25 protein-coding genes and 3 pseudogenes are annotated in these 26,626 nt (G+C 67.7%); 10 read left to right on the plus strand and 18 right to left on the minus strand.

Features of this window, described 5'->3' with window-relative positions:
* Positions 1-60 precede the first annotated feature (60 nt).
* The 4 genes from Scani_RS13095 (at position 61) to Scani_RS13110 (ending at position 4,702) form a co-directional block, all read left to right on the plus strand.
* Entirely contained in the window at positions 61-1,248 is a 1,188-nt protein-coding gene (locus Scani_RS13095; RefSeq protein ID WP_159474178.1) for a cupin domain-containing protein, read from the plus strand.
* Between the two features lie 134 nt (positions 1,249-1,382).
* Positions 1,383-2,453: a hypothetical protein gene (locus Scani_RS13100; RefSeq protein WP_159474181.1), complete on the plus strand. Its 1,071-nt coding sequence runs from the start codon at positions 1,383-1,385 to the stop codon at positions 2,451-2,453.
* 377 nt (positions 2,454-2,830) lie between these two features.
* Positions 2,831-4,057, plus strand: a complete 1,227-nt coding sequence (locus Scani_RS13105; RefSeq protein ID WP_159474183.1) for an MFS transporter — start codon at positions 2,831-2,833, stop codon at positions 4,055-4,057.
* A gap of 177 nt (positions 4,058-4,234) precedes the next feature.
* On the plus strand, positions 4,235-4,702 hold the full coding sequence (locus tag Scani_RS13110; RefSeq protein ID WP_159475880.1) for a GNAT family N-acetyltransferase: 468 nt from the start codon (positions 4,235-4,237) through the stop codon (positions 4,700-4,702).
* Here the strand turns inward: Scani_RS13110 and Scani_RS40855 are convergent.
* From Scani_RS40855 to Scani_RS13120, 3 genes and pseudogenes are all read right to left on the minus strand, one after another.
* Positions 4,703-4,828 (minus strand): annotated as a pseudogene (locus tag Scani_RS40855) (IS630 family transposase); the annotation flags it as partial.
* Complete coding sequence (locus Scani_RS13115; RefSeq protein WP_159474185.1) at positions 4,815-5,060, minus strand: hypothetical protein; 246 nt, start codon at positions 5,058-5,060, stop codon at positions 4,815-4,817. The gene Scani_RS13115 and the pseudogene Scani_RS40855, both read right to left, overlap by 14 nt.
* A 479-nt stretch (positions 5,061-5,539) precedes the next feature.
* Positions 5,540-6,082: a DUF4232 domain-containing protein gene (locus Scani_RS13120; RefSeq protein WP_159474187.1), complete on the minus strand. Its 543-nt coding sequence runs from the start codon at positions 6,080-6,082 to the stop codon at positions 5,540-5,542.
* 693 nt (positions 6,083-6,775) lie between these two features.
* On the opposite strand from Scani_RS13120, the gene Scani_RS13125 reads away from it, so the two are divergent.
* Together Scani_RS13125 and Scani_RS13130 are read left to right on the plus strand one after the other, a co-directional pair.
* Positions 6,776-7,593, plus strand: a protein-coding gene (locus Scani_RS13125; RefSeq protein WP_159474189.1) for an IS5 family transposase whose coding sequence is annotated in 2 segments (ribosomal slippage) — positions 6,776-7,118 and positions 7,118-7,593 — 819 coding nt in all. Because the reading frame shifts where the segments join, the coding sequence is not laid out codon by codon here.
* A 333-nt stretch (positions 7,594-7,926) separates the two neighbouring features.
* Positions 7,927-8,346 carry a hypothetical protein gene (locus Scani_RS13130; RefSeq protein ID WP_159474191.1) on the plus strand — a complete coding sequence of 140 codons (420 nt, stop codon included), beginning with the start codon at positions 7,927-7,929 and terminating at the stop codon, positions 8,344-8,346.
* A gap of 562 nt (positions 8,347-8,908) precedes the next feature.
* Here Scani_RS13130 and rutA read toward each other — a convergent pair.
* On the minus strand, positions 8,909-9,994 hold the full coding sequence (gene rutA / locus Scani_RS13135) for a pyrimidine utilization protein A (RefSeq protein ID WP_159474192.1): 1,086 nt from the start codon (positions 9,992-9,994) through the stop codon (positions 8,909-8,911).
* A 212-nt stretch (positions 9,995-10,206) separates the two neighbouring features.
* On the opposite strand from rutA, the gene Scani_RS13140 reads away from it, so the two are divergent.
* Positions 10,207-10,620 carry a nucleoside phosphorylase-I family protein gene (locus tag Scani_RS13140; protein WP_159474194.1) on the plus strand — a complete coding sequence of 138 codons (414 nt, stop codon included), beginning with the start codon at positions 10,207-10,209 and terminating at the stop codon, positions 10,618-10,620.
* 60 nt (positions 10,621-10,680) lie between these two features.
* Here Scani_RS13140 and Scani_RS13145 read toward each other — a convergent pair whose 3' ends face one another.
* The 11 genes and pseudogenes from Scani_RS13145 to Scani_RS13195 form a co-directional block, all read right to left on the minus strand.
* Positions 10,681-10,932: a hypothetical protein gene (locus tag Scani_RS13145; RefSeq protein WP_159474196.1), complete on the minus strand. Its 252-nt coding sequence runs from the start codon at positions 10,930-10,932 to the stop codon at positions 10,681-10,683.
* Positions 10,929-11,585, minus strand: a complete 657-nt coding sequence (locus Scani_RS13150) for a nucleotide-binding protein (RefSeq protein WP_246295745.1) — start codon at positions 11,583-11,585, stop codon at positions 10,929-10,931. The genes Scani_RS13145 and Scani_RS13150 overlap by 4 nt, the downstream gene beginning before the upstream one ends.
* A gap of 287 nt (positions 11,586-11,872) precedes the next feature.
* Entirely contained in the window at positions 11,873-12,646 is a 774-nt protein-coding gene (locus tag Scani_RS13155) for a helix-turn-helix transcriptional regulator (RefSeq protein WP_159474198.1), read from the minus strand.
* Positions 12,647-12,677: 31 nt separating this feature from the next.
* A complete protein-coding gene (locus Scani_RS13160; protein WP_159474200.1) occupies positions 12,678-14,381 on the minus strand; it encodes an amidohydrolase in 1,704 nt (567 codons plus the stop codon).
* Positions 14,382-14,907: 526 nt separating this feature from the next.
* Positions 14,908-16,917 (minus strand): tetratricopeptide repeat protein, encoded by a 2,010-nt coding sequence (locus tag Scani_RS13165; protein ID WP_159474202.1) that lies wholly within the window; start codon positions 16,915-16,917, stop codon positions 14,908-14,910.
* Positions 16,918-17,067: 150 nt separating this feature from the next.
* Positions 17,068-18,051 (minus strand): glycine betaine ABC transporter substrate-binding protein, encoded by a 984-nt coding sequence (locus tag Scani_RS13170; RefSeq protein WP_159474205.1) that lies wholly within the window; start codon positions 18,049-18,051, stop codon positions 17,068-17,070.
* A 62-nt stretch (positions 18,052-18,113) separates the two neighbouring features.
* Positions 18,114-18,236, minus strand: a pseudogene (locus Scani_RS13175) (ABC transporter permease); the annotation flags it as partial.
* 36 nt (positions 18,237-18,272) lie between these two features.
* A pseudogene (locus Scani_RS13180) lies at positions 18,273-18,455 on the minus strand (Lrp/AsnC family transcriptional regulator); the annotation flags it as partial.
* 573 nt (positions 18,456-19,028) lie between these two features.
* Positions 19,029-20,114: a hypothetical protein gene (locus tag Scani_RS13185; protein WP_159474208.1), complete on the minus strand. Its 1,086-nt coding sequence runs from the start codon at positions 20,112-20,114 to the stop codon at positions 19,029-19,031.
* 226 nt (positions 20,115-20,340) lie between these two features.
* Positions 20,341-20,493: a CorA family divalent cation transporter gene (locus Scani_RS40865; RefSeq protein WP_246295747.1), complete on the minus strand. Its 153-nt coding sequence runs from the start codon at positions 20,491-20,493 to the stop codon at positions 20,341-20,343.
* Positions 20,494-21,146: 653 nt separating this feature from the next.
* Positions 21,147-21,964 (minus strand): IS5 family transposase gene (locus tag Scani_RS13195; protein WP_159474211.1). Its coding sequence is split into 2 segments (ribosomal slippage): positions 21,147-21,622 and positions 21,622-21,964, totalling 819 coding nucleotides; the frame shifts between segments, so codons are not numbered across the junction.
* A gap of 82 nt (positions 21,965-22,046) precedes the next feature.
* On the opposite strand from Scani_RS13195, the gene Scani_RS13200 reads away from it, so the two are divergent.
* A protein-coding gene (locus Scani_RS13200; protein WP_371872342.1) for an IS5 family transposase occupies positions 22,047-22,855 on the plus strand; the annotation gives its coding sequence in 2 pieces (ribosomal slippage) (positions 22,047-22,394 and positions 22,397-22,855; 807 coding nt in all).
* A 21-nt stretch (positions 22,856-22,876) separates the two neighbouring features.
* Here the strand turns inward: Scani_RS13200 and Scani_RS13205 are convergent.
* Complete coding sequence (locus tag Scani_RS13205) at positions 22,877-23,281, minus strand: pyridoxamine 5'-phosphate oxidase family protein (protein WP_159474217.1); 405 nt, start codon at positions 23,279-23,281, stop codon at positions 22,877-22,879.
* A 132-nt stretch (positions 23,282-23,413) separates the two neighbouring features.
* Here Scani_RS13205 and Scani_RS13210 point away from each other — a divergent pair.
* Positions 23,414-24,231 (plus strand): IS5 family transposase gene (locus tag Scani_RS13210; protein WP_159474221.1). Its coding sequence is split into 2 segments (ribosomal slippage): positions 23,414-23,756 and positions 23,756-24,231, totalling 819 coding nucleotides; the frame shifts between segments, so codons are not numbered across the junction.
* Between the two features lie 238 nt (positions 24,232-24,469).
* Here the strand turns inward: Scani_RS13210 and Scani_RS13215 are convergent.
* Complete coding sequence (locus Scani_RS13215) at positions 24,470-24,811, minus strand: hypothetical protein (protein WP_218039180.1); 342 nt, start codon at positions 24,809-24,811, stop codon at positions 24,470-24,472.
* Positions 24,812-25,595: 784 nt separating this feature from the next.
* Here Scani_RS13215 and Scani_RS41730 point away from each other — a divergent pair.
* Positions 25,596-25,721, plus strand: coding sequence for a hypothetical protein (locus tag Scani_RS41730; protein ID WP_258572997.1), 126 nt, complete (start codon positions 25,596-25,598; stop codon positions 25,719-25,721).
* Positions 25,722-25,950: 229 nt separating this feature from the next.
* Here Scani_RS41730 and Scani_RS13220 read toward each other — a convergent pair whose 3' ends face one another.
* Complete coding sequence (locus Scani_RS13220; RefSeq protein WP_159474224.1) at positions 25,951-26,559, minus strand: hypothetical protein; 609 nt, start codon at positions 26,557-26,559, stop codon at positions 25,951-25,953.
* Positions 26,560-26,626: the final 67 nt, after the last annotated feature.

The raw sequence follows: 26,626 nt of genomic DNA on the forward strand, positions 1-26,626 counted from the left end.
CCTGACCCGCCCGGTGGCTCCTGGAGTCACCGGGCACTCCCCTTAACCGTGAGGATTGGCGTGTTCGATCTCGAATCCCTGCTTGACCCGATGACCCTCGATCAATTTCTCCGCGAAAACTGGACAACCCGGGGCGTCGTCTTACGCGGGCAGGACCGGGACCGATTCCGTTCGCTCTTCTCTTGGGATCAGCTCAACCATCTTCTCAATTTCCACCGTCTCCGGTTCGGCGAAGAAATCCGCCTGGCGGCGATAGGCAGAAAGATCTCCAATCAGCCCGAGACACCGGAAGAGTGGATCAGGCACTGCCAGGACGGCTACACCCTCATCATCAATCAGTTGCAGAGGCGGCTGCCCGCGATCGCTGAACTGGCGACGGCGATCGAGCGTGCGATCGGCCACCGGAGTCAGGTCAACATGTACTGCTCCTGGCCTGAGCAGCAGGGGTTCGACCAGCACCACGACGACCATGAGGTCTTCATCCTGCAGATCGAGGGGACGAAGCGATGGGTCGTCTCCGAGGAGACGTACAAATACCCGCTCGACAAATACAACAACGTCTCCGTCGACACAGGCGAACCCAAGGGGCTCCCGTACATCGAGACCGAACTCCATCCGGGGGACGTGCTCTACATTCCACGGGGCCACTGGCACTACGCGGTAGCCGGCGACGAACCCTCGTTGCACCTGACGCTGGGCGTGACGTGCCGCACCGGCGTCTACTGGCTGAAGTGGCTCGCGGACGAGCTGATGGACGAGGAGGAATGGCGGCGCAATCTCCCGCCCGTCATCGGAGGTGACACGGCCCAGCTCGCCGACCATGTCCGCGGCCTGATGGGCAGGCTCGCCACGCTGGCCGACGACGAGCAGTTGGTGGAGGCGTACCTCGCCAATCATCTGACCACCCAGGACAGCCGTCACCGCGAGGTCAGCCTCCCGAGCCAGTCCGGGTTCCACCCCCTCTCCACGAAGCCCGACACACGTCTGCGGCAAGCACAGTTCAACCCCGTCAAGGTTGACTACGATGCCGAGGCCGAACAGCACCGTATCCAGTTCGGCACGAGGAAGATCACGCTCGACGGCGCTCCCGCAGAACTCATCGACAATCTTTTCCGCCACGAGTCGTTCACCCTCGGGGAAGCCATCGGCTGGGCCCCCGGATTCGACCCGGCCGAAGACATCGCCCCCCTGCTACGGCTGCTGGTCGAGGAAGGGATCCTTCTGGAGGACAATCCTCCGTCGGCGTGAGCACCGCCAAAATTCCGGCCCGGCCCGCGGCACGACGGGCAGGCGTTCCATGTTTCCCGGGCCTGTACCACGGGGTCAGTTCCTCTCGAAGGTCCTGACCCCGCAGGGCGCTCACCACCGACGGAGAAAACTCGATGAAGATCGGCCTGATCGAGCTCAGCGCACACAGCGAGGTCCTCGACAGTCTCATAAGGCAAGCCATCGATGTCGGGGCGAGCCCTACCGTCTACACCAACCCGTTCTGCGCCGAATCCTCGGAGGCCGCCGCATACGCGGCGGTCGAGTGGCAGGTGTGTCCCCCGGGTCTGCCGTACGCGGAATTCCTGGAAAACTGCAAGTCCTCGATCGGCTCACAGGATCACCTGTTCATCATCACCCCGGTCGATTCCCTGTGCGGCTCGCTCTCCGATGCGAGCGCGACGTCAGCCACCTGGCACTGCCTGGTGCACAATCTCAATACGTTCAACTCGTCGGACGACAATCGGCCGAGCGCTGCCATCGCGAAGCTCGTTCTCGACGGCGCGACGGGTGTCCTTCTCCCGGATCTCCGGCTCAGGAAATCCGGTGACCCTCTGCGGACGCACGCAATCAACATCGCCTATCCGCAGCATCCGCCCACGGAGTTCGTGAGGGACGAGGTGCGGTGCTGTATCCCGGGGAGAATGTATTCCGGCAGGGACCACGCCGAGGTTCTGTCCGCACTGGAAATCGCCGCCCCACGCCTGACGAAGCGACTGCGAGTCGAATTTCTCGGAGAGCACTCCACCGAGGAGACCAAGGCTGCCGTAGAAGCGGCGAGGAAGACGGTCGTGCCCTCGGTCGAACTGCGAGATCACCCGGGTTACGTGGCGCAAGAGGAGTTCGACCGGACGCTGGCAGAGGCTGACTTCCTCATTCTTCCGGTCTCCGAGTACCTCACCCGTAACGGCATCATCGAGACCCGCGGCCAGACCTGTGTCACGGGCAACATCAATGACATGGTCCGGTTCGGACTTCCCTCGCTCATGCCGGCCTTCTATCCGTTGAGCAGCCATATCGAGGGGATGACGGCACGGTACGACGGCATTCGGTCCCTGGCGGATCTGATCGTCACCTGGGTGAACAGCGATGAGTTCACCCGCAGGAAACGGGCGGCGGCGCCCGGCCTGGAGGCCTACCGGGCCGAGTGTCTGTCGGCCATGCGCGAGCAACTGGCCCGCTGCTAGCGGCTCGTGAGGGAAGAACCCATGGTGTCGGCACCGCGCGAGGGCGCGGGACGCGGACAGTCCTCGTACGGCCTCTGCGGCAGCCCCACCGCTCCTACCGACCCGGCATCCGTTGTGGCTCGCCAAGTGCGCCAAGGCCCGACGGGCGCACCAGTAGATCACCGGAGCAGGCGCAACCGGAGAAGGCCTTGCGGCCTCCTGGCTCGGCGTCAGCTCTCCGCCGGGAAAGGGCCCCGGTTCCGGGTCCGGCCGCGAGAAACGCCGGCCAGAACCACAGTGAGGCCCCGGGACGTCCCCGGAAAAGCAGGTATCCGAACCCGATGCGAAGGACAGCACGTGTACCACCAGGACACCAACGGCACCCGGCAGAGTCGCATATGACGATCGATATGTTCCGGGGCCCGGTACGTTTCCTGACGATCGCCAGTTTCGTCACCACCGTCGGCAGCGGCCTCTATCTTGCCGGCAGCATGCTGTTCTTCACCCGCGTTGTCGGGCTGAGTGTCGCGGGTGTGAGCACCGGCCTGGCCATCGCGACAGTCGTCGGCATCCTGTCGGGCCTCCCCCTCGGTGCCGTTGCCGATCGCGTCGGGCCCCGGGGACTGTACGTCGCCACCCAAGGTGTCCAGGCGACGGCGATGTTCCTGTTCCCGATGACGCACTCCTTCGCCGTCTTTCTCACGCTGGTCACCGTCGCCGCCATCGGCCAACGCGGCGCCCAAGCGGTCGGCGGCGCCCTGATCGCACGGATCAGCGAGCCCGGAGAACGTACCCGCATCCGCAGTCATCTCCGAGCGGTCACCAACCTCGGGATGGGCATCGGCGCCGCCGCGGCCGGCGTCGCGCTCCAACTCGACTCGACGACGGGCTACACGCTTCTGATCCTGGCGAACGGGCTGAGTTTCCTCGCGGCGGCAGGACTGCTGCTCAAGATCCCGTCCGTGGAGCCGGTGCCACGCCCGCCGGGCGCGCGGCGCATGGAGGCCATGCGGGACAGACCGTACCTCGCCCTGTCGCTGTTGTGCGGGGTCATCGCGTTCCAGTACGACGTGGTGTCCCTGGTCCTGCCGCTCTGGCTGGTGTCACACACCACGGCGCCCCGGTGGTGGCTTTCCGCACTGCTGGTGACGAACATGGCAGTGGTCGTGCTGTTCCAGGTCAGGGCAACCCGGTGGGTGAAAGGCCCGTTGCCCGCTTCCACCGCGCTCCGTGGAGCGGGATTTCTGTCGCTCGCCGGCTGTGTCGTGCTCGCCCTCGCCTCAGGGGTTTCCGCCCCCGTCGCCGCGACCCTGCTGCTCGTCGGCGTGCTCCTGCTGTCATCGGGCGAACTCGGCCTGGCCGCGGGGGCATTCGAAATCAGCTTCGCGCTGGCCCCGGAACACGCCCAGGGGCAGTACCAGGGAGCCTTCAACCTGGCCGATGGCGTGGTGCGTGCGGCGGCTCCGGTCGTGCTCACCGCACTCTGCCTCCAGTGGGGCAAGCCCGGCTGGGTGGTACTGGGCGTCGTCCTCGCGCTCTGCGGCCTCGCCGCCCGGCCGCTCACCCGGTGGGCATTGCGTACCCGGCCGCTCCCGGCGCCGGAAGCACCGGTTCTCGTCGGCTGAGGTCTCCCTTAGGGGCCTCCAGCTGGTCGAAGCATGTATGGGCCACCGCGAAAAACTGGTGGACAACGTCCTGGACCCTCCACGACGATCCGCGCTGTGACAGACAAAGCCGAGCGCCGGAGCCCCGTCCCCACCAGCCCGAAGTCCGTACGATTCGTTGCGCTGTCGAGCGCGGCCATGACCGCCTTGCTGAACGACGATCTGACTCGAGCCAGTGCCGAAGCAGGTGTCGCTCTGACCGAGTACTTCGTCACCGACAGGGCGAAGTGGGTGTGGCAGTACCGGGTCAATCAGCTCACCTCGGATCCGGGTTGCGCGGGGTGGCTCACGCATGCCGTGGTGGCCGAGCCGGAAGGTGCCGTCGTCGGGTATGCCGGCTTCCACGGGCCGCCGGATGAGGCAGGCATGGTGGAGCTCGGTTACTCCGTGGCCCCCGCCCACCGTCGTCAGGGCTACGCCAGGGCGATGCTGACCGAGTTGGTACGTCGGTCTGTTGCCGAACCTGGAGTCAGGACCGTGCGGGTGACGATCAGTCCTGACAACACCGCGTCCCTGGCTACGATTTCCGGGTTCGGCTTTGTGGAGGTCGGAGAGCAATGGGACGAGGAAGACGGCCTCGAAACCATCTTTGAAGTCCCTGTCTGATCAAGCCGCTGCCGGAAGCGGTCGGCCTCTCCAGCGGATGCCTTTCTCGCTGCGGACGCGGGCACGTTCGTTGCGCTCGGCGGCCAGGACGTCGCGGTGGCGGGCGCTGGCGTTACGCCACCGCAGTCTTGGTGTACTGGAAGGTGACGCCGCGGCGGACGAGCAGGCCGCGTGACGCCTCACGGCCGAGACGGATCACGCGACCGTGCACTTTGGCCCGCCCGATCACTCTGATGACCTGGGCCTGGGGCATTTCCTGCTCGAAGCGCAGCTCGATCAGCAGGCGTTCGCGACCGTGGACCGAGTGCCGGTACGGGAGTGACTGCCGGGGTCCGAGGGTGGCGTGGGGCGATTGCACGCCACAAACACCGGCGGCTCAGCGAGCGCGGCTGGCTGAAATTGCCCCCTATGCGACTTCTGGGCGGCGTCAGGGGTCCGCATGGTGCAGCGAGAGCAGCGTCTGCGGGGAGCCCGTCGTTCGACCCGTGCGGTGGGAGGAAGCGATCTTCGCGAAGCTCTGGCCGGGGCTGCCTGCGGGGCCTCGTCCGCCCTCACCAGTGAGACTGAAAGCCCCCCGTCACGTCGTCGTCCCGACGCCCACAAAGGCCGATGCCCCCGATACGGGAGCCGGGCTTCGCGCAGGAGGGTGGGCCCCACCAAGGAGGGACCCACGGGGAGGGATGTCCATGACCAGCGCCAACGAGACCGGCGCGAGAAGGCCGGACATGCCACGTATCAGAGGTGGCCACCGCGCCACCCGGAGGCTTCACCTCGTTCCGGGAGTCCTGCGGTGGCCACCAGCGACGCTGAAGGGAGGCTCAGATGCTGTCCGGTCGGTTACCGCCCGACCGGGTTGAGGTAGGTGGCCGGGTGGGTGGCGCCGTCCTGCTTGAGGATCTGGCCGCCGAAGGGCCACTTCAGGGTGAAGTGATCCGTCTCGTTCGGCGGTGTGACCAGGAACGTCGCCGGAACGAACTTCTCCTTCTGCGGCGTGGACTTGGCCACCGGGAGAAGGGTGATGCTGAAGTCCACCGTGACCCCCGGCTCCAGGACCATCTTGTCGGGCTTGGTGGCGGAGCGCGCCAGCGACCAGGTGCCGTCGGTCCCCTGAGCGCCGATCATGTCGACACCGGCGAAGCCGGACAGGGTGCAGGTGCGCTTGCTCTGGTTGGTGAACCAGATGTACGCCTGGGTCTGCTTGTCGGTCTGCTCCATCTCCGGTCTCGCGTCCTCCCCCGTGGCGAAGCCGGCCTTCAGGTCGGCGGTGTGGCAGCGGGTGGGCTCGGCCTTGGCCGGAGCGGCCGAGGCCGGGATGGCGGTAGCGACAGTGCCGGCGACGACGACGGCCGCAACGGCAGCGGCGGTGAGCTTGCTCTTCATTTCGGGGTTCCCCACTCGAAGAAGAATCGGCACGCGAGGTCAGTGCGCGCCTACGCACCTGAAGATGCGCAATGCCCGTGGCAGGTTCGGTACGCCGGGAGCCTTTTCCGGACAATCAGGGTGCGGGCCGTCGCGGCGTCGCAGGGAGGACACCACAACGGCCGCGACCTCGCTCGTCGTCCGGCCCGACAAGGCGCGACCGATGGCAGCACGTGCGGCCCGAGCACCATGCTGAGCCGCACGCCGCTCGGTCCGCCCCTCATCAAGGCGTCGTCCCCGATGGCTGGTTCACTCGCTGAGCGGTGCATGACGGCTCTGCCCGGTTGAGCGGTTGGTACCGGATGAGGTGTGGGCGTTGTTCCGTCGAGTAGCACCGCCCACGGCGGTGAGGCGCCCGCCCGCAGGGCGGCGGCCGGGCTCGGGCGGGCGAGGGATGCATCCGATCACCGACCACAACGGACCGCCTCCGACGTCGAACCCTCACAACGACCCGGTCGTCACTGCCGAGTGACCAAGAAGAAGGTTTCCTGGCTGAGCGGCTGCCGATGCCTCCGCCGACGCTACGGACGCATGCCGGAACACTTTCTAGCCTTCGCCGACATAACCGCAGCCCTCATCGGCCACCACCCACCCACCACGTGAAACAAGGTCTTAGACCGTGTCCTATGTGGTGAGGCGGTCGTTGGCTTCGGTATGGGGCGGGGTACGTGGAGTTGGATTGTTCCGGACGGACTGTGGGAGATCGCGAAGCCGCTGATCCCTCCGTCGAGAGTGCGGCCGCAGGGCGGCGGAACGCAGGACACGCCTGATGAGACGCTGTTCGCGGCCATCGTCTACGTCCTGGTCAGCGGCTGCGCCTGGCGCCAACTTCCGCCCTGCTTCGGCATATCGAAGTCGACCGCCCACCGCCGGTTCCTGATCTGGTCGAGAGCCGGCGTCTGGGGCCGCCTGCACGAAGCCGTGCTGCACCGCCTCGACGACACCGGCCTGATCGACGTCACCCGCGTTGTCCTCGACACCGCCCATGTCAGGGCTAAAAAGGGGGTGAACACACAGGTCCGAGCCCCGTGGACCGGGGCAAGCCGGGCTCCAAGATGCACATCCTGTCGGACGCGAACGGGCTGCCCCTCCTCGTCGGCATCTCGGCCGGCAACACCCACGACAGCGAAGGGCTGAAGCCCATGGTGGCGGGTCACCAAACGAGACACGACCCCCACCGAGGCCGGTACCTCAAGCCCCAGCGCCTTCACGCCGACAAGGCGTATGACCGCGCCGATCTGCGGAAATGGCTGCGCGGCAAGCGGATCGGAGTGCGCATCGCCCGCAAAGGCATCGAATCCAGCGAACGCTTAGGGCGCCGGAGGTGGGTGATCGAGCGCACGATGTCTTGGCTGTCCGGCTACCGCAGACTCAGCCCCCGCTACGAGCGCCATTCCCACAACTACCTGGCCTTTCTCGGACTCGCCGCCGCCCTTTGCTGCTACAAGCGCCTCGTCCGCCTCACCACATAGGACACGGTCTTAGAACACGCAATACGAACACCGTTCCCAACCGGCAAAGAGCGGTGACGCCTTCTTGACCACCATTTGCACCGTACGTGAGGATCCCCTCAGGCGCCGACAGATGGCGAGAGAACGGATATGTCCGCAGAAGTCGCGGAGGCAGAAGAACGCCACGCGCAACCAGCTTTTGGGCGTCCCCCGCGGCTACGACGAGAGGCTGTCCGCTCCCGTTGAGCCACTGACCCCACCGGTCCAGCGCAAGACAACCAGCCGGCTCCTCACCCCGGCACCACACGACCGGGCCGCGAACAAAAGCGGTGGCCGAATCCCGGAAGGACAATCATGGCAGGGCATTTCATCCTCAGCAGCATCACCAACTCCGACATCGCGCTGGCAGGTCAGAAGGGTGCGAACTGGTCCGCTCTCCAGCACGCCGCCATCGGCTGGAACACCGCATCACGCGCCGTTTTGACCAATGCACTGAACGGACAGCCGATCGGTAACCGCGACGGACTCCCGCCGCACCGCTATCTGGAGTCCAAGGTCAGTACCGGCCCCACCCTGGAGAAGTACCTGCGAGGCGCGGGCTGGGCAGACATGCTCATCCGCCCGAACAGCACCGGTCTCGGCCTGCGCGAGCTGAGCCCCAAAGCCAGGGCTGCGTGGGACCGCGGCGACCGCACCGGAGCGCTGGTCGAGCAGTTCCTGCACGGCACCGCGACCATCGAGGTGTACTACATCAGCGGGACCGAAATGAGCTGAGCGCGCGAGCCACCTTGGTCAGCTGATGGCACGGAACCGCGGCGAGACCACCGTTGCCGAAGAGAAGACCTCTGGGGTCCATGAAGCAATGGCGACGGCCCCGCACTGAACCACCGCAGAGCAGCCCGTCGGCAACCGAGCCGGACACGGCAGGGCCCGCCACGCTTCCACGTGACGGGCCCTGTCGTACGCACTGGGCGGTGGACCATACGCTGCCGCTCTGAAGCGCCCTTACTGCATCTGCTTCGATGTGGCCGGCGCAGGCTGCCCGGCGCCCGAGTCGGCGCCTGGGCACGGGCTCAGGCGACTGCCTGCTGATCGAAGGCTGGCAGCGGCCATCGGTCGGTGTCGCCGGCCCAGGACTGCGGCTGATATCGCCGGACATCGCGACGGCTGAGCCTCCTCGATCTGTGGCCCAGCTCGCAGGAATCGCCCCAGCGGGGGTGGATCACGCAGCTCTCGAATGACCGAACAATCACCGGCAGGGCTCCCGGTCGCTGCCGGTCCTGGGCCACGGCGGACGCTCCGCACGGCGTGTCCCGCTTCGGAGCGTCCCCGGCAGTCACGGCGTCTGCGCCGACCGCCCCGACCGGGACCTCATCAGCGGCTGGATGCGCGTACCGAAGCTCTCGACTCCTTCGAGGAAGTCGTCGAAGACCAGCATGACTCCCTTGACACCCGAGACCTCGGCGATCTCGTCCAGCATCTTCGCGACGGTCTCGTACGAGCCGACGAGCGTACCCATGTTGAAGTTCACGGCGCCCTCGGGCAGTGAGATGGTCCGGGCGGTGGCCGATTCGTCGTCCGTCGCATCCGCAGCCGTCTCCCCTGCCATGTACGCCAGCGCAGCGAGATCGGCGTTGTCGTGATAGTCCATCCACTTGGCGCGGGCGGCCTCGTCGGTCTCGTCCGCGATGACCATGAACAGTGACAGCGCCCCGACGTCGCGGCCGGTCGACCGCGCCGCGTCCACGAGTGCGGTGGTGGTGTCCGAGAGCGCGCGCGGGGTGTTGACACCGCTGCCCAGGACGAAGTTGTAGTCGGCGTGCTCGGCGGCGAACCGCATTCCGGTGGCGCTCTGGCCGGCAGCGACGATGTCGATGTGACCGTTCTCCGGTCGCGGGGACAGCACGCAGTCGTCCATCTCGTAGAACGCGCCCTTGAAGTCGCTGACGCCCTCGCTCCACAGCTCCTTCATCACGGTGACGTACTCGACGGCCCGGGCGTAGCGATTGCCGAAATGACCGTCCCCGGGCCACAGGCCCATCTGCGCATACTCACCGGGTGCCCAGCCGGTCACGATGTTGACCCCGAACCGCCCAGGGGCGATGGAGTCGACCGTGACCGCCATGCGCGCGACGATCGCCGGCGGCAGGGCGAGGATCGGCGTGGAGGCATACAACTTGATCCGCTCGGTCACGGCAGCCAGGCCGGCCATCAACGTGAACGATTCGAGACAGTGGTCCCAGAACTCCGTCTCACCTCCGAAGCCCTTCAACTTGATCATCGACAGCACGAAGTCAAGCCCGTGTTCCTCGGCTTTCTGCACCACGGCCTTGTTCAGCTCGAAGGTCGGCATGTACTGCGGAGAGCTCTTCGATATGAGCCAGCCGTTGTTGCCGATGGGTATGAAGACGCCGATATCCATGCCGCTCCTCAATGGGTCGGGGAGTTACGAGGGATGTTTTCCATGATCGCAGAGTTGCCCGCGGCGGAGCACGCGGCTCACGGAGACCCCTCATTCACCCTCGTTCAACGGGCGTTGGCGCAGAAACGGGGCCAGGAGCCGACGTGAACTCCCGAAGTCCTGTCACCGCATGGCGCCCTTCGCGACGTCGGCCGGGCCCCTGGTCTCGACTGGTGGTTGGGCTGGCGGAGACAGGCTCCACCAATGCCCGAGCCGCCCTCGTCACCCAGTCAGCAATCGAGCACTTCGAAGCCGAGGCAGTCTCCTTCGTCGGCGTCGCCGGTGCGCTCGAGGACGATGTGCGCCTCGATGTCCACTTCGCACCGATCGCCGCCGACGACGCACTGATCGGCTCCCGGGCCTGCCCGACGGCCCGCAGAATCCGGCGTCACTGCAACGACGCCGTCGCCGTCGACATGGAGAGTCACGGCGTCGCCCAGACAGCCAGGATGCACGGCACGGTAGGGATGCTCGCCCCCAGCGACACCGGTAGGTCCGTACGCGCCTGCGGTGCCCAGGCGAACCAGCACTGGCGAGGGGCAGTGACGGCACGATCCTGCCGATCCCGGCACAGGGCTATTGCCTGACAGCCCCGGGGAGCAAGCGGCGCCTGGTCATCACCCCATCCAATGGCGGGGCGAAGCCGCCTAGCCTCTGGGCCGAGACGCTCTGCCGACGGTGTCGACCAGGGTACGCAGGGCGGTCGTACCGACGAGCACCACCGAGGAGACCGGTCGGGTCACCCATCGCGCCAGGTCGCCTTGCAGGTCGGGGTCCACCTCGACGGTCACCCGGACGTACCTGTTCTGCAGCGTGGTGATCTTGGTGGGTCGGGGTCCGGAGACGTCGTCCTGCTCGCGCCGCAGTGCGGCGCGGTAGTTGTCCCTGCGCTGGCTCATGCCTCATCCTGACGCTCGATCAGTTCCTCTGCGAAGTCCATGTACGCCGAGCCCTTGGCCTGGACCGAGTTCCCGAATGATTGGGCGTACAGGTCGAGCCGCGCGATCTGGGTGTTCAGCACCTCGAAACCCCGCTCGGTGAGTGCCTCGCGAGCGTCGGCATCGGGCCCGGTGCGCGTGGCATCTGGACGGTTGGTGCGATTGAGCAGGACCGCCGTGCGGGCCGGCTCGGCACGCAGGGACTGCACGTCCGCCATCTCGCCGAGGATGGGTGCCATCCGGTCCAGTTCGATGGGGGCGGGAGTCACGGGCACGATCCACTCACCGGCGTACCTCATGATGCTGCGGGTGATCCGGGGATGATCCTCCATCTGGGGCGCGTCGAGCACGACGGCCTGTCGGTTGCCGAGGAAGTCGTTCACGCGACGGTGGACGTCCCCCACCGGCAGGGCGATCACCGGAAACGGAAAGCCACCGGCCAACTCGCTCCAGCGCAGCGCGGAAGCGGCCGGGTCACCGTCGACCAGCAGGGGCGACAGTCCCAACTCATGAAGCGCATGGGCCAGCCACACAGCACTCGTCGTCTTTCCGACGCCGGGCTTGAGGTTCACGAACGCACAGCTCAACGGCATAAAGCTGACAATAACGGGCATGATCGTCCAGCTTCGGGCGACACGAGGGCGCGGCTTCGTGGTTCACCCGCACGCGAGTGAGAAACGGCGGGCACCCGGTTGTCTCCGCCGCCAACCGATGTACACCATCGGGCTGCCTCTTCTCGCCCCGAGCGCCAGATGGCATTCGGCCCGATCCCGTCCGCACCGACTACTCCGCTCGGCCCCGCCACGACCGGCCCACAAAACCTGGCGGACCAGCGCGGAGGTTGGACGGCGCGGCCTCGTCCCGGAGCTGAGCGCAGGCGTTGTGCGGTGTCGGGCTCGCGTCAGCAGGAGAGGCCGATCCCCCACGCGGCGGCTCGGGCGGCGGCGGCCGCGCGGTTGGGGAGGTCGAGCTTGGCGAGGATGTGCTCGATGTGGGTTCCTACGGTGCGCGGCGTGATGTACAGCCGCTCGGCGATCTCCCGGTTGGTGCGGCCGGTGGTCAGTTCGGCCAGCACCTGGAGCTCCCGCGGCGAGAGTCCGCCGGGCCACCGCGCGTCCGCCGTGGCACCGGCTGCGGCGGCCTCCTCGGGCGCCGGGCCCGAGCGGGGGTCGACGGCCGCGGCGAGGGTCTCGGTGAGCAGGGTGACCACGGCGTGCGCCGGGTCGGGTGTGCGCCGCGGCCGGCGGGTGCTGACGTTCAGCATGCCGACGTACCGGCCGTCGGTGGCGAACAGGCACTGGGCCACGCCGTCCTGGATGCCCAGGGGCCGCAACCCCTCCTGGAAGCCGGGGGATGCGGCCAGGAGCTGCCGGGGGACGTCCCTGAGCCAGAGACCGCCTCGGGCCGGGCCGCGGAGCACGGGGAACACCGGGTCGTGGTGGAGGCGGGTCTCGATGTAGGCCGTGACGTCGTCCGGGTAGCTCCCGGCCAGGGTGGCGTGGCGCCGGCGCAGCGGATCCCACCGGGCCAGGGAGGCGTGGTCGTACTCCATCACCTCCGACAGCGCCGCCAGGACCGTGCCGATGCCGGTGGCGCCGCTCGTGGCGCTCCTGGCGGCCTCACGGACGCGGACGGCCGCGTCCAGGATGTCGGCCGTGGTCCGCTTCGCTGTCATCCCGCAAGGATGATCATGCGTCCGGAATACGTCAATCGCGAAGGGTGTCGTGCACGATCTGCCCGTCCACGACGGTGAGGACGACAGGCATCTGCGGGATGTCGTGGGGGTCGGCGGCGAGCAGGTCCCCGTCGAGCACGCAGAGGTCGGCGACCTTGCCCGGCTCCAGGGTGCCCTTCCAGTCGTCGGCGAAGTCCTGCCAGGCCGCGTCGATCGTGTACGTACGGATCGCCTCGGCCAGGCCGATGCGCTGATCGGGGCCGCTGACCCGGCCGGCGGCCTTCGACTCGCGCAGCACCATGGTGGCGACGCCCTGGCGCCAGTCCGGGTACGTGACGGGGGCGTCGGACCCGCTCGCGACCCGCACGCCGGCGTCGATGGCGTCGCGGTAGGGCCATGCGTACGCTGCCCTGTCGACACCCACGAACTCCTCCTCCATGTCGGCGACGGTCCACTTGATGGTGGGGTTCATGTTGACGCCGAAGCCATGCGCGGCCAGCACCTTCATGCTGTGCGCGGTGAGGAAGTCGCCGTGGATGACGTAGTGGCGGGCGTCGGGCCGCGGGTGCTCGGCCATGGCCGCGGCGAAGGCGTCCGTGACGGTGTCGATGGCCCGGTCCCCGGTGACGTGCACGCCCAGTTGGTGCCCGGCGGAGTGGCCATGCCGGATCATGACGTCGATCTCGGCGATCCGCTCGGCGTCGGTCGCGCCGCCGACGCACAGGGAGCCGCAGCCGCCGCCGGCGTACGGCTCGTGCATCCAGGCCGTCTTGTTGGGGACGATGCCGTCGGCGAAGATCTTTACCCCGTGGATCGCGAGGCGGCGCGGATCGGCGTCGCCCGACGCGTCGAGGGTGGTGAGGGCGCGGGCGAACTCATCGGCGGTGCTCGCCATTCCGGTGGGCAGGAGCAGGACCCCGAGGCGGGCGGTCAGTTCGCCGTCTGCCAGCAGCCGGCGGTAGACGTCGAGGGTCTCCGCGCCGAGCGCGCCCCGCATGATGCTGTCGCCGCCGGGGCCGAGCCCCGGCTCGGTGTAGCTGGTCACGCCGAGTCGGGCGAGCGTGGCGAGGGTCGACCTGATCGCGTCGGTCCTCTCCTGCCGGCTGAGTGGCGGCAGCGCGTTCTGGACGAGGGCCTGGGCCCCCTCGTGGAGCAGCCCGGTCGGCTCCCCGGCGTCGTCCACGACGATGGCCCCGCCGGGCGGCGCGACGGTGTGGCGGTCGATCCCGATGAGCTCCAGGGCCTTGGAGTTGACCCAGGTGGCGTGCCCGGAGAAGGAGTACAGCACGACGGGGTGGTCCGGACTCACGGCATCGAGGTCGCACCGCGAGGGCAGCCGCGACGGATCGGCGACGCACTCGTCGAGGTATCCGGTGTCCCAGCCGTGCCCCATGATCCACTGCCCGCCCGGAACCCGCCCGACAGCCTCCCCCACCACCTCAGCCACGTCCGCGAGGGAGGACACGGCGGGATGGCCGAGGTCGAGGGAGAGCGGCGGCGTCGCCATGCCGAAGGCGCATCCGTGCAGATGGGAATCGTTGATACCGGGAAGCAGCGTCGCGCCCCGCAGGTCGACGACGCGGGTGCCGGGACCGACGAGCGGCGCGACGTCGTCCCTCCCACCGACGGCAGTGATGATCCCACCGGTCACCGCCAGGGCCGACGCGACGGAGAACTCCGCATCGACCGTGACCACCCGCCCGCCGAGAAACACCAGATCCGCATACGTGTCCACAGAAGTTCCCTTCAAAAACCGGGCGCACCAGGGCCACCCGCGAACGATCTCCCGAGGACTATGACCGCGCCCCCACCTCCCGCACATCGGTCATCCCACCGATACGCCCGAGAGCGCGCCGTCCACGCAATGGGGCATCGGACAGATCTCAGCCGGCGCCGGCTCCGGTGAGCGTGCAGGGGCCCGGACGTAGGGCGGGCGCGGTCGGTGCATACGCGGGCGGGGTGAGAACGCCGATGGCCGGCCCGTCGCCGTGTGACGTTGTTGAGAAGGTCAGGAAGGGGAAGTTCGACCGCGTCAACGCCTTCCGCAGTGCGCGGCCGTGAGACAGGAGCAGGAGCAGGAGAGGGGAAAGAGGTCGCGACAAGGCACCTCAATCCCCCCAGATCCCCCAGGCGTATTTCGACACTGATCAGCGGTCCCAGGCAGCGGTCCCGCTGCCACCGTGACCTCGTACCGCCTCCCCGTGCGTACCGTCGCTCATCACTCCCCCGGTGGCGAAGCCCCGTCGAGTTCGGCCAGGCGCTCACGGCACCTGGCCGGCGTGCTGCCACCCGGCGCCGAGTTCCTCGTAGAGGGCGAGCGCCTCGGTGTACGCGGCTCGGGCCTCGGCGCCGGGTGGCAGCACGCCGGCCAGAGAGCACAGGGTGTCGGCGAGGCCGCGGCGGGAGCCGACGCGGTGGAAGGCGGCGCGTGCCTCGTCGTAGGCGGCTCGCGCCCGGTCCGGTCGGCCGTCGGCACGTTCGGTGTCGCCGAGTGCGCGCAGCGTGAAGCCCAAGCCGCCGGCGTTGTCCAGGTCCCGGTGGACCTCGGCGGAGCGGGTGAGCGTCTCGCGCGCCTCCGCGTAGTCGCCGCGCAGGCGCTGGACGTCGCCGAGCCCGCGCAGCATGTCGGCCTCCCCGCGCCGGTCGCCGATGCGGCGGGACAGGTCTCGGGCCCGGACGAAGAGGTCGGCGGCCTCGTCATGGCGGCCGTCCACCCGGGCCACGTGACCGAGGCCGCGCAGTGACTGGGCCTGTCCGCGGACATCGCCGATCTCCTCGTACGTGGCCAGGGCGGCGCGGTAGCCCTCAAGCGCCTCGTCTCCCCTGCCCCGGTTGCGCGCGATGTCGGCCAGGCCCCGTATGGCCTGTGCCTGGCCCCGGCGGTCGCCCAGGCCCGCGTACAGCTCACGCGCCTGACGGAACTCCTCGGCACCCCGCTCGTAACGGCCCAGCGAGACAGCGACGTTGGCCAGGCCCCAGTACGCGTCGGCGAGGCCCGCCCGGTCGTCGAGCTCCTCATAGAGGTGCCGAGCCCTGAGGAAGAGTGCGCGCGCGTCCTCGTAGCGGCTGCGGGCACGTTCGGTCTCGGCGAGGCCCCACATGGCGTCGGCCTGACCGCGTCGGTCGCCGAGTGCCTCGTACAGGCCGGCGGCGACCTGGTAGTTGTCCCGGGCGGCGGTCGGATCGCCGCCCGTACGCTCGGTGTCGGCCAGGCCGCGCAAGGCGTCGGCCCGGCTGGGGCGGTCGTGATCGGTCTCTGCGGTGTCCCTCATGGTGCTCCAGATCCTCGCGAGTTCGGTGGTGGCGCCGAGGCTGCTGAGGAGGGCATGCGTCATCGCGGCGAGCCGCCTGGCGTGCGGGGAGCGGCGTTCGACGGCGGCCACGGTCACGGCGATCAGGTTGGTGCGCTCCCGGTCCAGCCAGGTCCGGGCAACTTCCGGATCGCCCGTACCGGTGGTCAGCGCGACCTGTGCCGCCTCGCCCCGGCTCAGGAGATGTGTGAAGAGCCGGTCGAGTACCTCGTCCCAGCGCTCCTGCGGCTCCTGTTCCACCGCCAGGCTGCGCGCGTAGGCGAGGAACAGATCGTGGAAGCCGAATCGCCCGCGCCCCTGGCGTTGCAGCAGGTGCTTGGTGGCCAGGTCGGCCATCCGGCGCCGACACTCGCGCGCCGTCGTACCGGTCATCGCCGCGCACGCCTCCACCTCCAGCTCGGAACCCGGATGCATGGCGAGTACCCGCAACAGGCCGGCCTGCAGCGGGTCGGCCGCCTCCAACGCCTGCCAGGACACGGCGAACGCCGCGCCGACACGACGGTCGGCGTCAGGTATCTCCAGCAGCGGGGAGTCCGTCTCCCGCATGGCCGACAGGAGTTCCGCCGGTTCCTCGAAGCGCAGCCGGACGGCGACCGCCTGCACGGCGAGCGGGAGGAATCCGCACGCCCGGCAGATCTCTTCGAGCGCGGGATCCGTCGCCTCCTCCGCGGGCACTCCGGCGCTCGCGACCAGGAGCCGTACGGCTTCATCGGCGGGCAGGACGTCGAGTTCGGTGAGCGTGATGCGGTCGGGATCGTGCAGGGCGACGCGGCTGGTGATCAGTACCAGGCTGCTGTCGTCGCCGGGGAGCAGGCACGCCACCTGTTCCAGCGACGCCGCGTTGTCGAGCAGCAGCAGGCCGCGTCTGCCGTGCAGCCAGTTGCGCCACAGCGCGGCCTTCGCATCGAGGGTCGGGGCATCGTCGCCGCTGATGCCCGCCCAGGTGAGGAGGGCTTCCATCGCGGCCTGCGCATTCAGCGGAGCCCGGTCGGGAGTGTGACCGTAGAGGTCGAGTTCGAACTGCGCGTCGGGGAAGTCCGCGGCGAGCTGGTGGGCCAGGTACCGGGCCAGGGCGGACTTGCCGACGCCCTCGTGCGATTCCGTCCCCTGTCAGCCTTCCCGGATGAAGCCCTCCCGCACCAGCCAGTCCTTCGCCACCTCATGCGGGTCCTCCCCGTCCACGTCCACCCGCGCATTCAGCCGCTGGGCCTCCGCCCCCGTAAGCCGTTTGGTGATCGGGGCGAGGAGGTCGGCGATGGCGGGGTACTTCTTCATCGTGGCGCTGTTCATCTCGGGTGCCGCGTTGTAGTTGGGGAAGAAGTGCCGGTCGTCCTCCAGCACCTTCAGCTTGAGTTCGGGAATGCGGCCGTCGGTGGTGGCCGCCACGCCGAGGGCGCAGGCCGCGCCCTCGGCGACCTGGGTGTAGACGACGCCGTCGTCCATCTTTTTGAAGTTCCCGCGCCGGAGGGCGAATCCGTACGTCTTCGCCACGCCTGGCAGGCCGTCCTCGCGCACCGAGAACTCGCTTCCGCCGCAGATCGTCGCCGCGTCCGGGTCCTTCTTCGTCAGGCGTGCCACGTCGGAGAGTGTGCGCAGCCGGTACTTCCGCGCATTCGCCTGGTTCGCGACCAGCGCGTAGGTGTTGTTGAGAGGGGCGGCGGGCAGCCAGGTGACCCCGTTGCGGCGGTCCTCCTCGCGTACGGCCTCCCACTGCTCGTACGGGTCGACGACCCGCTTGGTGTGACCGAGGTAGGTGATCCAGGCCGTGCCGGTGTACTCGTACATCCCGTCCGCCGCACCGGACTTGACCGCCTCGCGGGCACCGATCGAACCCTGGATGTTCGTCCGGTCCAGGACTTCCGCGCCGGCCGCTTTGAAGACCAGCCCCATGATCTGACCCAGGATGATCTGCTCGGTGAACTCCTTTGACGTCACGGTGAGTTGGGCACCCTCCAGCGGTCGCCCCTTCCCGATGGAGCCGGGCTGCACCGAGTCGGCCAGCGGGCTGCCGCTGGTCAGTCCGCAGCCGCTCAGCCCTGCGGCGGCGAGCAGCAGGGCGCCCGCGACGGCCGTCCGTACCTGGGCCGGGCGCATCACTCCACCTCCAGGTTACGTCCGCCAGGATCAGCGGGACAACCAGGGGCAGTTCGACCCGGAACGCCGATCAAGACCCCGAGCACCGTGGCGACGACCATGCACGGGAAGACGGCGCTGGTGTGCTGATAGACGCCCACCAGCAGCTGCTGGCAGCGGGTGCCCAGGTACTCCCAGAAGGTCACTTCTCTGTCCCTCCCTCAAGGCCGGTTCTCCAGCGGTCAGCGGTCCTTACGGCGCCTGCGCGACGCCTGGCGCACCAGTGGAGTGATCCGGAGCGGCACCGGATTCTCCAACGTGATCGGCGTCGAGGTCCGCACGATGCCATCGAATCCCACCATTTGGTCGATCACGCGCTGCAAGCCGACATTCGAGCGTGCCACCACACAGCACAGCATGCCACCACCCCGCCGGCGGCGAGGAGTACTCGGGCCGAGCCCGACGGGAGCCGCATCACCAGTTCAGCAAACTCGCACTGCTCGCCACCCGCGGACCCACCCGGGCATCCGACATGACTCCCCCGGTGGTGAACGGCAGCGAGCCTGTGCCGTCCGCCCGCCCACCTTGGCGATCCCGGAACGTACGCCGGTACCAGGCGGCAACTCGTGGGCTGCGGCTGACGCCTTGGCTTCGTCCTCACCACAGGAATGGATCGACGTGACGCTGGTGCCTCCGGGAATCAGAATGTGGTCAGCTCAGCCTCAGGTGGCGGCCCCGGCCGAGCCCCTTATCGCATCCCGGTCATCGAGTGCCGGGCTCTCGATGAGCTCCTGACGCCCGATTCCGGCCGACCCGATAAGAGCGCGCCACCGAACGCGACCGGAGCCGACACCAGGAACTCGTCCTCGGTAAACGGAAGCACCACGGTGACCGCTTCACCGCAAGCCGGTGTGCGAGACCGTCGTCACGCAGATCATCATGTGCTGCGAGAGCTATTCAAAGGGCATACCTAGGTGGAGAGCTGACAGGGTCCGGACTCAGCATGCGCCGTCCGGGGCCGACCAGCGGTAGAGGGTGTTCCACTCCGCGGTCACCCAGGTTCCGTCGCCAAGAAGCCACACGCAATCGACGTCGCGCATCGGGTAGGCGATACGGCCGTGGAGTTCGCCGGTCTCCGGGTCGGCCAGCCAGTGGCTGTGCTCCTCCCAGATGTCTTCGCCGAACATGAGGACACGAGCCTCGTTGTAGGAGTTGTGCAGGGCCACCAGGGCGGTATCCGCGTCGACATAGCCGCCCCGGCAGGAGATCCACGGCCGGTCATGGACCGAGCAGTCCCCCGTGCCGGCTGCGGGGAAGTCGCTCAACCGCAGTACCGCCGCCACTTCGAGGGACGGAAGCCGGTGCCAGTACACGTCCTGGCCACCCTCGTCGACGCTCATCTCCCCGGTGCCCGACGGGTTCGTGGACAGGGCGACACGGTTGGGCTGCCACGGCGGTCCGGCAGCGACCGTCATCTGTTTTCCGAGGGCGATATGGCCGCAGACCAGCGATGCCTGATAAAGCGTCGGTGCCGCTCCGCCGCCGCTTGCGTACACACCCGTCAGATAGCCCTCGGACTCCCACGTCAGCCCCACATCCCGCTCTTGTCCACCACAGGGAAGCATGGTGCACGCCAGCACGTTTCCCGCGGTGTCCAGCGCGGCAAAAAGGCTCTTGCCGACGGTGCCCGAAGGCAGTCGCAGCAGGACCTGGGTTTCCCGGTACGGTCCCGCCATGGCGAAGCCGACATGCCCCCACCGGCTGGCGGTCCAGGCGCCGAACGACTGCCGCCACATCCGGCTGCCGTCCCGGTGGACGGCCGTGTACGAGGTCTCGTCCTGGAAGACCGCGAAAGACAGGTCCGGAGCAGCCCAGTCATTCACAGAACTTCCCTGCGGAGTGGGGCGGGGAAACTCGGCGAGCAATTCGATGTCCTCGCCCAGCTCGTACACCCGCAGCGCGTCCGGCTCCTTGAGCAGCAGCCGCGGAATCGGCCCGCTCCGGTCGAACCGCCCTCTATCCGGCAGGGCATGCCGAATCCCCGGGATCCGGTACTTCGCCACCAGGCGAGGAGTGATCGCCACGCTCTTCCCTCTCGTCGTCCGCCGCCAGGGCTGCCCCTGGTCGCTATGGCGCGGACGCCTCTGAGTGCGTCGGCGGTTCTCCCATGCCGGGCCCCGTACGGAGTACGTTCACGGAGCGAGCGGGGGTCGACGCGTGTGGGTGCTGAGCTCCGAGCTGCCGGCAAGAGCCTTCTGCAGCCGGTTGTTACGGCGAAAGGCTCGGTACAGCAAGCTGCGGCCACGACCATCATGGCAACCGCCAGCGGGTACCCGCGACCCAGCCAAGCTCAGGCATGTGGGCGACGTTCATCCCATACACACCGGCGATCAGCGTCGGGGTGACGAGGATGGCAGCCCAGGCGAATATGCGCCGCATATCGTCGTTCTGCCACGTGCCCACGCGAGCAAGGTGGGCATCGAGGGCGGAGTTCTAAAGCTCGTCGAGCAAGTGCACCTCTCTATTGGTGTACTGCATGTGATCCGCAACGTCCCGGAAGTAGGGCAGAGCCTCGTTGGGTCTCCCTCCCGGGACCCGGCGAATTCCTGCACGACCGGGACCAACGGCTCCACGGCATCCCGCCTGCACAGCGCCGCAGACAGACCCCGACTGCGGTCAGGCGCCGACATCGCAAGGGACGAGTTGCCGCAGGGGCTTGAGGGCGGGGCGGGTGAACATCCCGTGCCGTTGCAGGAACTCGGGGCGCAGGACGATGAGGGCAGCTCGGCCACGTCTGCGAGGCGGCCGGTGTGGCACCGTGCAACATGCCGTTTGCCTGTGGTTGGGCGGGGCATAGTTGTTCGACATCGGTTTCTGAGGGACCCAGTTGATCAGGCGCCTCAACGGGCGCCCGTAGAGGGGGATCATGAAGACAAAGCTTGCGCGCGTGGCGCATTTAGTGGGCCGGCTGCTGCGCGGGAGGTGGCCGTCTCGGCTCGATCCAGCTGAGTTGCATCACCGGCATGCCAACCGCGATGCCCAACTGATTCATCACTACGTGCCGACGCGACGCTAACCGTATTGACCTGAACCGCCTCCGCCTTTAAGACCGTGTCCTATGTGGTGAGGCGGACGAGGTGCTTGTAGCAGCAAAGGGCGGCGGCGAGTCCGAGAAAGGCCAGGTAGTTGCGGGAATGGCGCTCGTAGTGGGGGCTGAGTCTGCGGTAGCCGGACAGCCAAGACATCGTGCGCTCGATCACCCACCTCCGGCGCCCTAAGCGTTCGCTGGATTCGATGCCTTTGCGGGCGATGCGCACTCCGATCCGCTTGACGCGCAGCCATTTCCGCAGATCGGCGCGGTCATACGCCTTGTCGGCGTGAAGGCGCTGGGGCTTGAGGTACCGGCCTCGGTGGGGGTCGTGTCTCGTTTGGTGACCCGCCACCATGGGCTTCAGCCCTTCGCTGTCGTGGGTGTTGCCGGCCGAGATTCCGACGAGGAGGGGCAGCCCGTTCGTGTCCGACAGGATGTGCATCTTGGAGCCCGGCTTGCCCCGGTCCACGGGGCTCGGACCTGTGTGTTCACCCCCTTTTTAGCCCTGACATGGGCGGTGTCGAGGACAACGCGGGTGACGTCGATCAGGCCGGTGTCGTCGAGGCGGTGCAGCACGGCTTCGTGCAGGCGGCCCCAGACGCCGGCTCTCGACCAGATCAGGAACCGGCGGTGGGCGGTCGACTTCGATATGCCGAAGCAGGGCGGCAGTTGGCGCCAGGCGCAGCCGCTGACCAGGACGTAGACGATGGCCGCGAACAGCGTCTCATCAGGCGTGTCCTGCGTTCCGCCGCCCTGCGGCCGCACTCTCGACGGAGGGATCAGCGGCTTCGCGATCTCCCACAGTCCGTCCGGAACAATCCAACTCCACGTACCCCGCCCCATACCGAAGCCAACGACCGCCTCACCACATAGGACACGGTCTTAGGCACCGTTTCTAATGGCGTGATGGTTCGTTGAGCCGTGCATGACGGATCTGGTGGAACGGTTGGTCCCGGAGGAGTTGTGGACTCTGTTCCGGCGGGTGGTGCCGCCGACGGAAGCCATACGCCCGCAGGGCGGCGGACGTCGCCGAGCCGGTGACCGTGAGTGCCTGGCAGCGATCATCTTCGTGGCCACCTCGGGGTGCACCTGGCGGCAGCTGCCACCAGTCTTCGGGCCATGCTGGCAGACGGTCTACCGGCGCTTCGCCCGGTGGAGCCGGGACCGGGTCTGGGCCAGGCTCCACCGGGTCGTCCTCGACGATCTCGGTGCCCGGGGAGAACTGGACTGGTCGCGCTGTGCCATCGACTCTGTCAGCGTCCGGGCAGCAAAAGGGGGCCACTGACGGGACCGAATCCGACCGACCGTGGCAAGCCCGGATCGAAAATCCACCTGGTCACGGACCGGAACGGTCTACCGCTGTCGCTGGGCATCTCCGGCGCCAACATGCACGACAGCCTCGGCCTGGAACCGCTCGTGCGCGGCATCCCGCCCATCCGCTCCCGACGCGGCCCGCGCCGCCGACGCCCGGCCAAGCTCCACGCCGACAAGGGATACGACTACGACCACCTGCGCCGATGGCTCCGCGAAAGAGGCATCCGCCACCGCATCGCCCGCAAAGGCATCGAGCCCTCCACGCGGCTGGGCCGCCACCGCTGGGTAGTCGAGAGAACGGTGTCCTGGCTGAGCGGCTGCCGACGACTCCACCGACGCTACGAACGCAAGGCCGAACACTTCCTCGCCTTCGTCGGCATCGCCGCAGCCCTCATCTGTCATCGTCGGCTCATGGCTTGAGGTCGACTGTTGCCACCGTCGTCACTGCGCCGTGCCGGCCAACAGCCACCGACGCACATGGACTTCCAGCAGAACTCGCTTGCTTCCAGGACCTGTGGGTGCGGATACATCCCAACCATATTTCTGCTCGAACGCGGTCACGACCCCATGAGGGAACCCATCACGAATCAGTAATGCGTCTCCTTCGGCGACGACCGGGAACCGGCCGTCCTCCAAAGCCAGGGACACGCGGGGCTCCTTGCCGATGTTTCTGACCTTGACGGAGCTGTGATCCGAACCGATCCACCACCGGGAGCTCTGGTAGACGAACCAGACAGGCGTGACGTGGGCAGAGCCATCCGGACGCACGGTGCACAGCCAGACGTTCTTTTCCTCAGCCAAGCGCAGAAGGACGGCTGGCCCTGGCTCGTTCACAAGATCACTCACTCCGCTATCGGACCAGCAGACGTGATGAAACACATCGGGCAGCGCGTCAGACCATCGGTGTAGGTCTCTCGTCCCAAAAGAAACGACGTCTTAGACCGTGTCCTACGTGGTGAGGCGGTCGTTGGCTTCGGTATGGGGCGGGGTACGTGGAGTTGGATTGTTCCGGACGGACTGTGGGAGATCGCGAAGCCGCTGATCCCTCCGTCGAGAGTGCGGCCGCAGGGCGGCGGAACGCAGGACACGCCTGATGAGACGCTGTTCGCGGCCATCGTCTACGTCCTGGTCAGCGGCTGCGCCTGGCGCCAACTGCCGCCCTGCTTCGGCATATCGAAGTCGACCGCCCACCGCCGGTTCCTGATCTGGTCGAGAGCCGGCGTCTGGGGCCGCCTGCACGAAGCCGTGCTGCACCGCCTCGACGACACCGGCCTGATCGACGTCACCCGCGTTGTCCTCGACACCGCCCATGTCAGGGCTAAAAAGGGGGTGAACACACAGGCCCGAGCCCCGTGGACCGGGGCAAGCCGGGCTCCAAGATGCACATCCTGTCGGACACGAACGGGCTGCCCCTCCTCGTCGGCATCTCGGCCGGCAACACCCACGACAGCGAAGGGCTGAAGCCCACGGTGGCGGGTCACCAAACGAGACACGACCCCCACCGAGGCCGGTACCTCAAGCCCCAGCGCCTTCACGCCGACAAGGCGTATGACCGCGCCGATCTGCGGAAATGGCTGCGCGGCAAGCGGATCGGAGTGCGCATCGCCCGCAAAGGCATCGAATCCAGCGAACGCTTAGGGCACCGGAGGTGGGTGATCGAGCGCACGATGTCTTGGCTGTCCGGCTACCGCAGACTCAGCCCCCACTACGAGCGCCATTCCCGCAACTACCTGGCCTTTCTCGGACTCGCCGCCGCCCTTTGCTGCTACAAGCACCTCGACCGCCTCACCACATAGGACACGGTCTTAGCGGCTGCCTGGCTCCAAGGTCCGCGAACCTTCATTCTCCGCACAGCTCTCCTGGAGAGACGCTGCGGCCGAAAACCGCCTGAGCTGTACGTCGTTCACCGGGTGGTGAGCTTTTCTGGCCAGTGCTGTCCGGGGGCCGGGGCCCTCGTACGAGCTGGTCGGCACGTCCCGCACCGGTAGAGCGGTGAGCGGTCCATGGGGCGCGTATGGCGCGGGGTGCGGGGGCTTACGGGTGGTACTTCTCCTCGACCGTCTCGGCGGCGCCGGACTTGGTGCTCATGGTGACGCGGACGGTCACGCTGCTGGTCTTGGCAGTCTTCTCCAGCTGGTCCACGGTGCACTTCGCGGTGCCGTAGCCGTCCTGGCCGATGGACACGCTGCCCGAGTCGTCCGAACAGATCGCGGCCGCGCCGAGGATCTTTGTGGCATTGGCGACGAAGAACGCCTGGTCCATGCCACCGCCCTGGGGCTTGACGATCAGCTTGCCGGGCGCAAGGTACTCCAGCTTGCCGACGAGCGTGCGGTGACTGCCCGCGTGGGCGACGCCGCCCCCGGCGGTGGCCAACACCCTGGTGGACTTGGCGCCGTTCTGATGCTGCGAGGCGGAGTGGGACGAGGAGGAGCCGTTCGTGTGCTGGGCCGCGGCCGAGGCGTGCTGCGAGTCGGACGCGGTCGAAGAGCTCGTGGAGCCGACGGCGCTCGCCGCCCCCTACACCGTGTCACGCGCCGACCGGTATCGAGGCGGCGATCACGACTTGCCTCCGTCGCTCCGAGTGCTGGACCAAAAGAAAGGCCCTGATTGCTCTGTCGGGTGAGGCCGAGGGTGGCTGGCCCTCCCGGGGGCCATGGGCGCGGTCCACAGACGCTCACCCTCCGGAAACGACCGAACTGTCGGACACTTCGACTGTGATGTAAGTCATGACGGCTCCCACGAAGACCCTTGCTTGCCCATCGCGCCATTTGCAAGCAAAGCGCGCAGTTGCGATGCAGTCACCCTCCGGGGCGAGCGATGGGCACTCAGGGCTTCGGCGTAGTCGGCGGGCGTCCGTTTCGTGACCACTTGCAGTGAAGGGAGTGCGAGCGGACGGTTCCTGTCTCATGTCCATTGCGCCTCGGTGGCCTGCATCTCCGCGCACCGTCGGGCGGAGCCAGCCGACCGTGCCGGGGGATGACGCCTGCGTGGCTGAAGAGACGGGTGCAGATGCGGACGACGCTCGTGCATGGGATGAGCGGCTGGGCTGGGCGTTCGGGCTGATAGCAGATCATCCGGCTACGAGGAGCGCGGCACGCGCTGGCCGCCGTCCTCGACCTGACCGCGTGCGCGGTGGCGGACCGACAGCGCACCCCGCGCTATGGCGACCTGGCGCAACCTCGCGGTCGGCGCCCTGCGGCTGAACGGCGCGAAGAACATCGCCTCCGGCCGTCGCCGCAATGCGCGTGACGCCCGCCGCCCCCTCACGCTCCTCGGCCTCGCCTGAGCACGAAGCGGACCTCACTCGACTACACCGAAGCCCTGAGGGCTGTCGCAGAATAACTTCAGGCTTGATCTTGGCCAGGCGGGCTGTCTCGCCAGGTCATCGAGTGGAACGGCGCTTCAGCGTTCGTGAGTTATTTTCCGACGGCTCCCTGGGCCGCTCAGGGGTCGACCAGGGCCGGTGCATGCGTTCTCGGCGACCTCTCAGGCCGAGACCGAGAGGTAACGCCGCCTCAGATGGTCGGGGTGTCGTCAACAATCGGCCTGTGGATCTCAACGACCGGCTTCCACCCCGCGGAGAACTCGATGAAGTCCGCACGGGTGGGGTAGGTGTCGACTGCGCGACGGTCACGCTTGGGGCTGTCGCTCCCCTTGCGCCCCCGGGGAATCTGCTCCTCGAAGATGTCGACCTTCACGTCGGGAACCTCCTTGAGGCCCTGGCGCCAGATCTGCACGACGTCGGCGCCGAAGGCCTGCCGGGCCGCAGCGTAAAGGGCCGTGAGGGCCCCCTTGTCCCCACTAGGAACGAAAAGCGCCAGGTCCAGCACGACACCGGCGGACTGGAGGACCTCGATGGTCACCGAGCCGTTCTCGTCGGCCAAGTAGATTCCGGCTTCATTCTCGTCATCGGGAAGCCAGGAGACCTCTTCCTGAAATACGGTTCTCGCCGTGATCGAGCCGCCCTCGAAATCCTCACCGGACTTGGTCAGAAAAGCAGGGACATAGCAGTCGGGAAGCTTGAGTTCTGCCGTGTCAGCGGAAATGAAGAGCCTGTCTTTCACGCCGAGCTTCGTCACCTCTTCCAGCGAGAGGCGGCGAGCGGCGATCTTCTCCGTGTTCACGATTTCCCTTTCAGGTTGCATTGTCCCTCCGAACAAGAACGCTATCACGAAACCCTGAGGTCAACTG

It is taken from the genome of Streptomyces caniferus (genome assembly GCF_009811555.1).
GTDB lineage: Bacteria > Actinomycetota > Actinomycetes > Streptomycetales > Streptomycetaceae > Streptomyces > Streptomyces caniferus.

Bases quoted from the DNA above. Each gene is read 5' to 3' on its own strand.
- Scani_RS13105 (WP_159474183.1), top strand. From the start codon at position 2,831: ATGACGATCGATATGTTCCGGGGCCCGGTACGTTTCCTGACGATCGCC.
- Scani_RS13170 (WP_159474205.1), bottom strand. From the start codon at position 18,051: ATGCGCCCGGCCCAGGTACGGACGGCCGTCGCGGGCGCCCTGCTGCTC.
- Scani_RS41730 (WP_258572997.1), top strand. From the start codon at position 25,596: ATGGCGACCTGGCGCAACCTCGCGGTCGGCGCCCTGCGGCTGAACGGC.
- Scani_RS13165 (WP_159474202.1), bottom strand. From the start codon at position 16,917: ATGGAAGCCCTCCTCACCTGGGCGGGCATCAGCGGCGACGATGCCCCG.
- Scani_RS13120 (WP_159474187.1), bottom strand. From the start codon at position 6,082: ATGAAGAGCAAGCTCACCGCCGCTGCCGTTGCGGCCGTCGTCGTCGCC.
- Scani_RS13130 (WP_159474191.1), top strand. From the start codon at position 7,927: ATGGCAGGGCATTTCATCCTCAGCAGCATCACCAACTCCGACATCGCG.
- Scani_RS13150 (WP_246295745.1), bottom strand. From the start codon at position 11,585: ATGCCCGTTATTGTCAGCTTTATGCCGTTGAGCTGTGCGTTCGTGAAC.
- rutA (WP_159474192.1), bottom strand. From the start codon at position 9,994: ATGGATATCGGCGTCTTCATACCCATCGGCAACAACGGCTGGCTCATA.
- Scani_RS13110 (WP_159475880.1), top strand. From the start codon at position 4,235: ATGACCGCCTTGCTGAACGACGATCTGACTCGAGCCAGTGCCGAAGCA.
- Scani_RS13100 (WP_159474181.1), top strand. From the start codon at position 1,383: ATGAAGATCGGCCTGATCGAGCTCAGCGCACACAGCGAGGTCCTCGAC.
- Scani_RS13155 (WP_159474198.1), bottom strand. From the start codon at position 12,646: ATGACAGCGAAGCGGACCACGGCCGACATCCTGGACGCGGCCGTCCGC.
- Scani_RS13145 (WP_159474196.1), bottom strand. From the start codon at position 10,932: ATGAGCCAGCGCAGGGACAACTACCGCGCCGCACTGCGGCGCGAGCAG.